The organism is Chryseobacterium sp. YIM B08800 (genome assembly GCF_026163565.1).
GTDB lineage: Bacteria > Bacteroidota > Bacteroidia > Flavobacteriales > Weeksellaceae > Chryseobacterium.
This window is the reverse complement of record NZ_JAPDKN010000037.1, coordinates 1-12,445: the sequence shown is the minus strand read 5'-3', so window position 1 is coordinate 12,445 and position 12,445 is coordinate 1. Positions and strand designations below refer to the sequence as shown.

9 protein-coding genes are annotated in these 12,445 nt (G+C 34.5%); 5 read left to right on the top strand and 4 right to left on the bottom strand.

Features of this window, described 5'->3' with window-relative positions:
* Positions 1-8: 8 nt before the first annotated feature.
* From dapF to pnuC, 3 genes are all read right to left on the bottom strand, one after another.
* Complete coding sequence (gene dapF, locus OEW74_RS14250) at positions 9-779, bottom strand: diaminopimelate epimerase (RefSeq protein ID WP_265429113.1); 771 nt, start codon at positions 777-779, stop codon at positions 9-11.
* Positions 780-869: 90 nt separating this feature from the next.
* Positions 870-1,442, bottom strand: a complete 573-nt coding sequence (locus tag OEW74_RS14245; protein WP_265429112.1) for a hypothetical protein — start codon at positions 1,440-1,442, stop codon at positions 870-872.
* The gene (gene pnuC / locus OEW74_RS14240; RefSeq protein WP_265429111.1) at positions 1,439-2,116 is read right to left on the bottom strand and encodes a nicotinamide riboside transporter PnuC; all 678 of its coding nucleotides are present in this window, start codon (positions 2,114-2,116) and stop codon (positions 1,439-1,441) included. Before pnuC ends, OEW74_RS14245 begins: the two co-directional genes overlap by 4 nt.
* Positions 2,117-2,283: 167 nt before the next feature.
* Between pnuC and OEW74_RS14235 the strand changes: the two genes are divergently transcribed.
* The 4 genes from OEW74_RS14235 (at position 2,284) to hemN (ending at position 7,340) form a co-directional block, all read left to right on the top strand.
* Positions 2,284-3,792, top strand: coding sequence for an APC family permease (locus OEW74_RS14235; protein WP_265429110.1), 1,509 nt, complete (start codon positions 2,284-2,286; stop codon positions 3,790-3,792).
* Positions 3,793-3,854: 62 nt separating this feature from the next.
* Positions 3,855-4,898 (top strand): WD40/YVTN/BNR-like repeat-containing protein, encoded by a 1,044-nt coding sequence (locus tag OEW74_RS14230; RefSeq protein WP_265429109.1) that lies wholly within the window; start codon positions 3,855-3,857, stop codon positions 4,896-4,898.
* Positions 4,899-4,976: 78 nt separating this feature from the next.
* Complete coding sequence (locus OEW74_RS14225; protein ID WP_265429108.1) at positions 4,977-5,888, top strand: sialate O-acetylesterase; 912 nt, start codon at positions 4,977-4,979, stop codon at positions 5,886-5,888.
* A 93-nt stretch (positions 5,889-5,981) separates the two neighbouring features.
* Positions 5,982-7,340, top strand: coding sequence for an oxygen-independent coproporphyrinogen III oxidase (gene hemN, locus OEW74_RS14220; protein WP_265429107.1), 1,359 nt, complete (start codon positions 5,982-5,984; stop codon positions 7,338-7,340).
* Between the two features lie 460 nt (positions 7,341-7,800).
* Here hemN and OEW74_RS14215 read toward each other — a convergent pair whose 3' ends face one another.
* Entirely contained in the window at positions 7,801-9,162 is a 1,362-nt protein-coding gene (locus OEW74_RS14215; protein WP_265429106.1) for a PQQ-dependent sugar dehydrogenase, read from the bottom strand.
* 208 nt (positions 9,163-9,370) lie between these two features.
* Between OEW74_RS14215 and secD the strand changes: the two genes are divergently transcribed.
* Positions 9,371-12,268 (top strand): protein translocase subunit SecD, encoded by a 2,898-nt coding sequence (gene secD / locus OEW74_RS14210; RefSeq protein ID WP_265429105.1) that lies wholly within the window; start codon positions 9,371-9,373, stop codon positions 12,266-12,268.
* The last annotated feature ends 177 nt before the right edge of the window (positions 12,269-12,445 follow it).

Genomic DNA, 12,445 nt, shown 5'->3' with positions numbered 1-12,445 from the left:
TTATGTTTTTAAAGAAGATCTACTTTTCCTTCGAAAACTTGTTTAGCTGGACCTTCAAGCCAAATCTGACGGAATGCTTCTCCATCTTTTTCAGCATAAACTTTAAGGTCACCGCCCAACGTTTTAACTTTTATGGAGGTTAGATTGCCTTTTTTTAGAAAAGTTAAAGCAGAAGCTGTAACTCCTGTTCCACAACTGTAAGTTTCATCCTCAACGCCTCGTTCATAGGTTCTTACGAAAATCTCATCATCAGAAATATTTTCAACAAAATTGACATTGATGCCTTTTTCTTTATAATTTTCAGAATTTCTGATGCTGTTTCCTTCTGCAAAAACGTTGAAATTGGCAATGTCTTCTACATATTTAATATAATGAGGTGAACCTGTATCTAAAACAGAATCTTCTCCGTCGTTGGTGATTTCTGTAACATCACCCATTTTTAGTTTTACAATATTTCCGTTGATCTCGGCTTCGTGAAGTCCGTCGATGGCAGTAAATACAGTTTTGTTATTTTTAAAAATCGAAAGAAAGTGAGCAAAAGCTACCGAACAACGCGCTCCGTTTCCACAGAAACTTTTGGAACCATCAGAATTGTAGTAATCAACTTCAAAATCTACACCTTCTGCCGTGTTTATCTTGATCAATCCGTCTGCGCCAATTCCAAAGCGGCGGTCGCAAAGTTTTTGAATATTGGTAATTGAAAGGTTATCCCACTCTCCTGAGCGATTATCTATCATTACAAAGTCGTTTCCTGTTCCCTGATATTTATAAAATTTCATAGTTTTTTTGTCTAAAATCAACCTGCAAAATTAGTATAATTAAAACAAAAAACGAACAGCGATTGCTGTCCGTTTCATTATTTAGAATGATTATCTTCTTGACCCGCTTCTTTGAGGATTGTTATCAGAATTATTATTGTTCTGAGGCGTTGTCTGCGTATTGTTTCTGTAATTTCCGCTACTGTTTTGTGAAGGCTGTGGCTGATTTCTTACGCCACTGTTTCCCTGAGTTTGATTACGGAAACCTGAGTTACTTTGATTTCTCACACCATTATTGGAATTATTTCTTGGCGGATTATTATAAGTTCTCTGATTGTTGTTGTATCGGTAAGAATTATTTCCGTTACCAACTCCATTATTAGGTCTCTGAGTTCCTGTGACGTTTCCTACAGCTCCAGAATTACGTTGTATGTAGATTTTATTTCTGTTATTTCCGTAATAGTAAGGTACTCCGTTATCGTAATAATATCTCATATCGTTTCTGTAATAATATCCGTCGTTACCATAATAACCACCTGAACCATAATATCCTGAAGGAGCATAATAATACCCGTTATCATAATAAGGATCTCCGTAAGCACCGTAATTGTCACTATAAACGGCACATGAAGTTAAACTGAAACCGAGTAGAAGACCCGCTGTTATTTTTAATATATTTTTCATAATTGTTCTGTATTTTTTTCTTTAAAACTTTTCTTCCAGCTGACATATCCTAAGATCGCCATTATGGTAAATACCAAATATTGAACCGAAGTTATTCCGTATCCTTTATAAATATACATCGGGATAGAAATAAGATCTCCCAAAATCCAGAAAAACCAACTCTCAATGCGCCTTTTCGCCATCAACCACATTCCGACCAAAAATACTGAAGTTGTAAAAACATCCAGCCAATTTGCCCAATCGAGATGATAAAAACCAAACTCTATATTGTCTGTAGAAAAATGATTATCAATGTAAGGTTTGTAGTAATAAATGATCATCACTAAAAAAATACTCAGGATGAAAAGTATTGCTGCCATCATCCATTCTTTCTTTTTTGCCCACGAAACATCTACGTGAATTTGATCTTCAGAATTTTTGTTCCATAAAATCCATCCATAAACACTCATCACAGAATAATAGACATTAATCATACAATCTCCCAGTAAACCTGCGATAAAAAGAAGGTAAACATAGATGATGGTAGAAACAATTCCTGTAGGATAAACCCAAATATTTTTTTTAATCGAAAAAAAGACGCTCATAATTCCTAGAACAGTGGCAAAACCTTCAAGGAAAATTTGCAGATTAGTGTATGTTTCGTAAGGTTTTATGAAGAGATCATAGATATTCATGGGTTCAAAAATAAGCAAAAAACATTGCATTTTAAAATACATTAAAATAGGTGTAAATCAGTTTTATATAGTCTGGAATTAAAATAAATTGACGAAATTTTGTCAATAAATGTTAAGGTCTCTAAATTTTTTATATTTTCGTAAATCTTTAAAACAAAGAAAACAATATGTCAAATATTTGGAAAACAAAACCATTAGGAGCCTATGAGGCCGATATGAAAAAGAGTGAGCTTAAGAGGGTTCTTGGTAAATGGAGCCTTACAGCCATTGGTATCGGTGCAATTATCGGAGGTGGAATTTTTGTACTTACAGGTACCGGAGCTTACTATCATGCGGGTCCTGCTTTAGCTTTATCATTCGTTGTTGCAGGGATTGCCTGTATATTTGCGGCACTCTGTTATGCAGAGTTTGCAGCGTTATTGCCTGTTGAAGGTTCTGCTTATGCGTATGCATACGGAACAGTAGGTGAAGTTTTTGCCTGGCTTATCGGTTGGGGATTGGTATTGGAGTACGCAATGGGTTCTATGACGGTGGCGGTTTCGTGGTCCGGATATTTTAATAAATTTTTGAAAATCATTAATGTAGAACTTCCTTACTATCTCACGAATGATTTTGCTACGGCAAAACAATATGCAGTAGCACATGGTTTAACAGAACCTAGTTTTGCGTTTAATTTACCTGCATTTATTATTGTTTTGATTGTTACTGCGATCTTGGTAAAGGGTACTAAAGAAGCTGCAGGTGCAAACAACATGATTGTGATTTTAAAAACTTCAGTTGTAGTTTTTGTGATCGTTGTTGGAGCTTTGTTTATCAATATGGATAATCTTTCACCATTTATTCCTGACGAAAAAATGATTATTCAATCTGATGGAAAAATGGGACCAGCTTATGGTTTCAATGGTATTATTGCCGGTGCAGCTGCTGTATTCTTTGCTTATATCGGTTTTGATGCAGTTTCTACTCAGGCTGCGGAAGCTAAAAATCCTAGAAAAGATATTCCTTTTGCAATTATTACTTCTTTATTGGTTTGTACCGCATTATATATTTTAATGTCTCTTGTATTAACAGGAATGATGAATTATAAAGATTTCGGAACTATTCCTGATGCTCTTACTGCTCCGGTTGCAATTGCTTTTGAAAAAGCGACAGGAATGGATTGGGCTGTAATTTTGATTACCGTTGCTGCAACCATCGGATTAATTTCTGTATTGTTGGTAATGATGTTGGGACAGTCTAGAATTTTCTTGGGAATGGCAAAAGACGGTCTTCTTCCGGGAATGTTCAAAGAAATTCACCCCGTAAGAAAAACTCCTTATAAAAATACAATCCTTTTAGGTTTAATTGTGGCTACTGTTGCAGCACTTACACCGATCAGTACTTTGGTACATATGTGTAGTTTCGGGACTTTATTTGCATTTACAATGGTTTGTTTTGCAGTTTGGTTATTAAGAGTTAAAAAGCCGGAATTAAAAAGAGGTTTCAAAACACCAATGCTTCCTGTAGTAGCATCTTTAGGGATTTTAATCAATATTTACTTGATCATTAATCTTGAAGCAACTGCAATTTACATGGCAATTGGCTGGTTGGCTTTAGGACTATTGATTTACTTCATGTACGGTAAACGAAACAGTGTTCTGAACCAAGGTGGTTACGATGAATTTATCGAAAAATAAATTTTAAATAGATACTTTACAATCCGCAGTTTAATTTCTGCGGATTTTTTATTTTTGTTATTATGAAAAAGATTTTCACTTTACTATTTTCTGCGTCAGGTTTATTGATGTTCTCTCAAAAAATCGAAAGTTTTGAAACTATTTTAAATGATAAAATAAGCATCAGAGCCATCGAATTGTACGATAATAAAGTTTGGTACAGCGGAACAGATTCTAAATTTGGTTTTGTTGATTTAAAAAATAATAAAACTCAAAAACAGATTAAACTGTCTGAAAAGAAATTACAGTTTAGAACTTTGGCGCAAAATAAAGATGCTTTTTATGCCATTAATATTGAAAGTCCTGCTCATTTTTTTAGAATAGATAAAAAAGATCTTTCGGTTATAAATATTTATACAGATACCTTGAAAACTGCATTTTATGATGCATTTATTTTTGTAAATGACGAGCATGCGGTTACTTTCAGTGATCCAGCAAAAGATTTGAATTTAAAATTGTCTTTTATTATGACAAAAATGAATGCAGTTTTAGATTTTAATACACTCACCAAAAGAGAAGGCTTTAACAGTATAAAACTTAACGAAGGTGAAGCTGCTTTTGCAGCAAGCAACACCAACATTGCTCATCAGGGAACTAATATTTGGATTGCAACAGGTGGGAAAAGCTCAAGAATTATTAAGATAGATTATACTACCTTAAAATCAAACGTTTATAAAACACCTTTCATTCAGGGAGAATCGGCTCAGGGAATGTATTCTATTGATTTTGCCAACCAGAATTTCGGAGTTGCAGTTGGTGGAGATTATACAAAACAGGAAGCTAATGTCAATAATATTGCAACCACAAATGACGGCGGAAAAACCTGGCAAATTCAAGCATCAGGAAAAAATGCAGGATACACAACTTGTGTGAAAATAAAACCTAATTCAAAAGGCAAAGAAATGATTTCTGTAGGTGATCAACACATCAGTTATTCTTCAGATTTTGGAAAAACGTGGAAAAAAATTTCCGATGAAAAAGGATTTTACGTTTGCAAATGGGTAGATGGAAATACCGTTGTTTTTGCCGGGAAAGATAAGATCTCATTGATGAAATTAAAATTTTAAATGCTTTAGATAGAGCATATCTTTTCGATTACAGCAGATTTGAAATTTCTTAAAATTACCTTTGATCAAAATTTTCTAATGAAAAATTTAAAAATATTTTTCTTTTTATTAATTCCAACCTTTTTTTCTGCTCAAAAAATAAGAGTCTTCGTTTTGGCGGGTCAGTCGAATATGAATGGTTTCGGATATAATAAAGATCTTCCAAATGATTTGAAAACCATTAAAGACGTTTATGTTTTCCAGGGGAATTCTGTTCCTGACGGAGAAAAAAATGGTGGAATAGGAAAGTGGGATGTTTTGAAAGCAGGAAACGGAACCGGTTTTAAAACAGACGGAAAAACCAATATACTTTCAGACCGATTTGGTTTGGAAATGACTTTCGCTAAAAGAATGAAAGAACTTTTCCCGAATGATAAAATTGCGTTAATCAAATATGCGAGAGAAGGTACTTCCATAGACAGTCTTGCGACAGGAAGTTTCGGTTGTTGGGATTCAGATTATCACGGAAAAAACGGACTGAATCAATATGACTATTTTCTGAGCACCGTAAAAAACGCTTTAAATGAAAAAGATATTGACGGAAACGGAAAAGCAGACGAATTACAAATGTCTGGGATATTGTGGATGCAAGGTGAAGGAGACGCAAGCTACAACGAAGAAATTGCCAATAATTATTACGCTCATCTGAAAACTTTGATGAATCAGATGCGGGCTGCTTTACACACCGATGATCTACCGGTTGTGATTGGAAAAATTTCAGATTCGGGGAAAAATGAAAAAGGAAAAGTTTGGCCGATGGGAGAGTTGGTACAGTATGCTCAGGAGAAATTTGTAAGAGATGATAAAAACGCAGCGATTGTTCGTTCTACCCAAAAGTACAATTACGGAAACGATCCATGGCATTATGACAGTGCAGGTTACATCGATTTAGGAAAGAATTTTGCAGACGAGGTATTTAGACTCATTATAAATTTCGAAAAGAAAGACTAATATAATTCATGATCTCTAATTCAGAAGTATTGGTTAATTTTGCAGAATGAAATTCACCAATTTCATGAGTTTAGAAAAAATATAAAGTATCAAATGAATTCGTTAATCGATAAATATAATATTCCAGGTCCGCGTTACACGTCTTATCCCACTGTTCCTTATTGGGACGAATCTACTTTTTCTCCGGAAAAATGGAAATCAAGTGTGATAAGATCTTTCAATGAAAGTAATTCTACAGAAGGAATTTCAATATACATTCATCTTCCTTTTTGTGAGGCATTGTGTACTTTTTGTGCATGCCATAAGCGTATTACAAAACAGCACAGTGTAGAGATTCCTTATCTTGAAAGTGTTTTAAAAGAATGGATGCTTTATCTTCAATTATTTAATGAAAAGCCGAAATTAAAAGAACTTCATTTAGGCGGTGGAACACCTACATTTTTTTCTCCAGAAAATCTAAAAACCTTATTGCAGGGAATTTTTGATACGGTTGAAATTGCAGAACATCCTGAATTTTCTTTTGAAGGTCACCCCAATAATACCACAAGAGAGCATCTTCAGACTTTATTCGATCTAGGATTTAGAAGAGCAAGTTTTGGAGTGCAGGATTATGATTTGAAAGTTCAGAAAGCCATTAACAGAATCCAGCCTTTCGAAAACGTGAAAAATGTTACAGAATGGGCCAGAGAAATTGGTTATACAAGTATTTCTCACGATTTGGTGTATGGTTTACCGCATTCTAACTGGGAAAGTATGGCTCTTACTATTCATAAAACTTTAGAGCTAAAACCAGACCGTCTTGCTTATTATTCTTACGCTCATGTTCCATGGATAAAAGGAGTAGGGCAAAGAGGTTTTGATGAAAACGATTTGCCAAGCGGTGAAGAGAAACGCAGATTGTATGAAGATGGCAAAAAATTATTGGAAGAATTAGGATATAGAGAAGTCGGGATGGATCATTTTTCTCTTGAAGAAGATGAACTGTATAAATCTATGATCTCAGGAGATATCCACCGTAATTTTATGGGATATTCTTCGAGCAAAACTCAGCTAATGATTGGTTTAGGAATGAGTTCTATCTCAGATTCTTGGTATGCTTTTGCTCAAAATGTAAAAACCGTTGAAGAATATCAGAAAATAGTTGAAGAAGGTGAAATTCCTGTTGTGAAAGGACATGTTTTAAACGAAGAAGATCTATCAATCAGAAGACATATTCTAAATTTAATGTGCCAGTTGGAAACTACTTTTGAAAATAAAGACGCCATTCCGGAGCTTGAGAATGCTTTTGATATGCTTCAGGAAATGGAACGTGATGAATTGGTTGAAATTAACCACAATCACATAAAAATTACAGAAAAAGGAAGAGCTTTCACAAGGAATGTAGCCATGGTTTTTGATCTCAGAATGTTGAGAAACAAACCCGAAACCAGAATTTTTTCAATGACGATATAATAAGAAAAGCGATTCAGAAATGAGTCGCTTTTTTACTGATTAGGTTGAACGAAATCTTTTATCACGCAAAGATTTTAATTTTTTAGCTTATTATTTTAAGGAGCAAAGGATAGCAACAAGTCGCTGATGAAGCTTGAATAAAACGAACACTTCATAAAATCAATTCATTGATTCATCTTTAATCCTTAAAATGCTTTATTAATATCAATTTTTGCGTTAATATGACATTTAATTGCAATAAATATTATCAAAAGTAATTTGCAAATTTTTTATCATGCAAAGATTTAATTTTTGAATTTATTATTTTAGGGAGCAAAAGGATGGCGACAAAGTCGCTGATGAAGCTTGAATAAAACGAACGCTTCATAAAATCAATTTATTGATTCAATCTTTGCTCCTTAAAGTATGCTTTATTAAAATCAATCTTTGCGTTTAAATATATAGATAAAAGGAGTTCAGATTATTTAATAATTATTTTCTGGCTGTAAGATTTAAAATCTCCCGATTTAATATTGATGTAGTAAACTCCTGCAGGAATTCCTGAGATATTGATGCTGTTTTCAGAATCGAATTTTGTTTCGTCTAAAACTTTTCTTCCTTCCGTACTAAAAATTTCGGCAATATTGTTGTTACCCTTTAATCCATCCACAAAAATTCTTTCTGATGCGGGATTTGGGTAAACTCTGATTTGGCTGAATGTAGCATCCTGAACTCCCAAAGTTGTTGTTTTGATCTTATAAATTTTACCATTATTTACAGCACCTACATAAAGCTCGTTAAGATTGTCTTGTCCGAAAGTTGAAAAATTATTTTCGGTAAAAGGTGTTGTCCACGAAATTGAATTGTTGGAATCCATTGTACCGATTTGCGAAGAACAGTAATCTGCGAAAAAATATTTTCCCTGTAAAGAAGGATTTTGTGTTCCACGATAAACATAACCGCCTGTAATCGAACATTTGTTTCCGGAATGATCATAAACTGCAACCGGGAAAGTCATTGTTGAAGAAGCTGCGCAGCTTGTTGTGTTGTAATCATTATTTCCTTCATAACATCTCCATCCATAATTGATTCCAGCCTGTGTTATTGGCATTCGGTTGATTTCTTCAAATAATCCTTGTCCTACATCAGCAATCATTACGTTTCCGCTGGTTAAGTCAAAAGAATACTTCCACGCATTTCTTAAACCGTAAGACCAAATTTCATCTGAACCATCAACGCCAATAAAAGGATTTCCAGAAGGGATGTTGTAGGCTCCTGTAGAATTAATATCAATTCTTAAAAGCTTTCCTAACAATGAATTTTTGTTTTGAGCATTATTATTGGGGTCACCGCTACTTCCGCCGTCGCCTGTTACAACCCACAAATTTCCGTCAGGAGCAAAATGGATGCTTCCGCCATTATGATTGGCAAAAGGTTTTGGAATATTTAAAATAATTTTTTCAGAATTCGGATCGGCGGTATTCGGATTTGCTGTATCCACAGAATATCTTGCTACGATAATGTTTCCGGCTGTGTTGTTATAATATACAAAAAAATATCCATTAGTTAAATACTGCGGATGAAAAGCCAAACCTAAAAGTCCTCTTTCTCCATTGAAGGTAACTTTACTGCTTATATTGAGAAAGTCTGTAGCATTCACGGTTCCGTTTGGTTGTATAATCTTAATGATTCCATTCTGTTGTACTACGAAAAGACGGCTGTCGTTTGCGTTGGTAATTTCTACGGGACTTGTAAGCCCGGTTGCGAATTCTTCCAGAACAAAACCTTGAGATTGTGCCGTTAAGGAAGAGAATAATGGTATTAAAAGTAATAGTTTTTTCATAATATTTTGAAATTTAAGGTGTTGTAAGTTTGAAATGAAAATTCCGTACCATTACCTGTTTTTAATATTTAATAAAATAAGTAATAAAATATCATTAAAATAAGATTGCCGATATATCTGAAAATAAACCATTTCTGTTATCAAAAGTTCATAAAATATCAATAAAATCATTATATTTGCCGACTTAATTTAACGTAGTTATAACAAAATGCAAGGAAAAGGACTTATTACAATTGTTGCTATTGTACTAGGGTTAATTTGCTTAAATGAGCTATTACCAACCTGGTACGCCAGCAAAATTGAATCGCAAATCGAAGCTGCGAACGGAAACGAGAAAGAAATCCAGAGATTAAAGGATGAAACTTTAAATCTTGGGTTTACAGAACTTTCTTATGCTAAGGCAAAAGACAAAGAAATGAAGCTAGGTCTTGACCTGAAAGGGGGGATCAATGTTCTTTTGGAAATCAATCAGAGAGATTTGGTGAATGATTTAACAAATTATTCTACCAATCCTATTCTTATTGAGGCTCTAAACAGAACAGACGAAGCTCAGAAAAACTCTACTAAATCTTATATCGACAATTTCTTTGTTGAGTTTGATGCCGTAAACAAAGCAAAAGGTGCAAACCTTAAACTTGCAGATCCTGAAATCTTCGGAAATACTAATCTTTCTGAGATTAAATTTAACACCACTGATGAGCAGGTAAAAAGCATCGTTAAGAAAAGAATTGATCTTTCTGTAGGTACAGCTTTTGAAGTAATCAGAACTAGAATTGATAAATTGGGAGCTATCCAGCCAAACGTACAGAGAGTTCCGGGAACGGCAAGAATCTCTGTAGAAATGCCGGGTATGAAAGATATCGATAAGGTGAAGAAAATGCTTCAGACTTCTGCAAAACTTCAGTTTTGGGAAGTACAGCAGTTTCCTGAAGTTGCACCATATTTTCAGACTTTAACAGCTACAGTTGCTGCAAAAGGTGACTCTATGGGAGTTGCTAAAAATGTTAACTTCTTAAACTTAATGCAAGGAGGGAAATCTGGAAGCATGAGCTCTGTAGGAAGTGTGAAACTGACAGATACTGCAAAAGTAAACAAGATCTTAAACAGTAAAATTGCGCAGTCTTTACGTCCTGCAAATATTAAATATACCCAGTTTATGTGGGGTTACAAACCAGAATCTACAGATGAAAAAAGCTTGGTTCTATATGCTGTAAGAGGTAATATCAACCAAAAAGCTCCGGTAGACGGTGCTGTAGAAACTGCAAACATCGGTTACGATGAATTGAGCAGAGTAGTGGTAGATATGCAAATGGATTCTAAAGGTGCTAAAGATTGGAAAACGCTTACTGAGAAAAACGTAGGAAAACCAGTTGCTGTAACTTTAGATAACAGAGTTTATACTGCGCCAAATGTACAGGGTGCAATTCCTAACGGTAGAACTCAAATCTCTGGTAACTTCTCTCAGGAAGAAGCTAAAGAATTGGTAGACGTTTTAGGAGCGGGTAAATTACCTGCAGGTGCAAAAGTAGTACAGGCTACACAAGTAGGTCCATCTTTAGGACAGGAGTCTATTGATGCGGGAGTAATGTCATTCTCTATCGCATTCTTAATCATTATTGCATACATCATTTTCTACTACGGTTTAGCGGGAGTTTATGCGGTAATTGCAATGATCATCAACTTATTCTACATTTTCGGAATTATGGATTCCGGAGACTTTACTTTAACGCTTCCTGGTATTGCGGGTATTGTACTTTCAATGGCGATGGCGGTAGATACCAACGTAATTATTTACGAAAGAACGAAAGAAGAATTATTTGCAGGTAAAAACATTCTTGAAGCATACAAAGATGGTTTCAAACATGCATTGAATGCAATTATTGACGGTCACTTAACGATGATTCTTACGGCGGTAGTATTGTTCTTCTTCGGAACAGGTCCTATCAAAGGATTTGCATTGACGTTATTGATTGGTGCTGTAATGACATTGTTTACATCAATCTTACTTTCAAGAGTAATGATCTTCCATAGATTAAATAAAGGTAAAAGTCTTTCAGTTTGGACTCCTCCAACGAAAAACTTATTCAGAAATACTTGGATCGATTTTATTGGAAAAAGAAAATACTCATATATTCTTTCTGCAATTTTAACGGTAATCTCTTTAGGATCAATTTTCGTTAACGGATTTAAATTTGGTATCGATTTTACAGGAGGTAGAAACTACGTTGTAAGATTTGATAAAGAAGTAAATGCAGAAGATGTTGAAAATGGTTTAATTAAAGTTTTCTCAACTCAGGATGGTAAAAACTCTTCTGTGGAAGCTAAAACTTTTGGTAACAACAATCAGCTTAAAATCTCTACAGATTACCTGATCAATGACGAATCATTGAAAGCTGACCAGACTATTGAGCAGAAATTATTTGAAGGTTTAAAACCAAGCCTTCCTGCAAACATGACCTTAGAAGAATTTAAATCTGCAGATACAGATCACGCAGGAATTATCTCTTCTGAAAAAGTAGGACCTTCTGTTGCTGATGATATTCAGACACACGGTACTCTTGCAGTTGTTGCTGCTTTGGCAGGTATTTTCATCTATATTTTGGTGAGATTTAGAAAATGGCAGTTTTCATTGGGTGCTGTTGCGGCACTATTACATGATGCGATCATTATCTTGGGTGCGTTCTCTTTATTCCATTCGGTTATGCCTTTCAATATGGAGGTTAACCAGGATTTCATTGCGGCAATTCTTACAGTATTGGGTTACTCAATCAACGATACCGTAATTATCTTCGATAGAATTAGAGAATACTTGAGAGAGAAGAAAGCGCTTACTTTATCAGGATTGTTTGATGATGCAATTTCTAGTACTTTAGGTAGAACATTCAACACAACATTTACCACTTTACTTGTAATTCTTGCCATCTTTATCTTTGGTGGAGACAACTTGAGAGGATTTATGTTTGCATTGTTAATCGGTATCGGTTTTGGTGCTTATTCATCCATCTTTGTTGCGTCGGCAATTGCTTACGATTTCCTTAAAACAGGAAAAGAAGAAGAAGTACACGGTAAATCTTCATCAGATAAAGAATTACTTGCTACAAAGTAATATCAACTACATTAAATATACTAAAGAGTCTTTCATTTGAAAGGCTCTTTTTTATGACTTCTAAATTCGATTAAGGATTGTCCGCTTTTTTGTCATATTAAAAAAATCTTTGTGTGCTTATCTAAGTGAAATCGAAGATTAGACGAAGTCAAACGCCTTTGCGAGCTTAAAAACAGC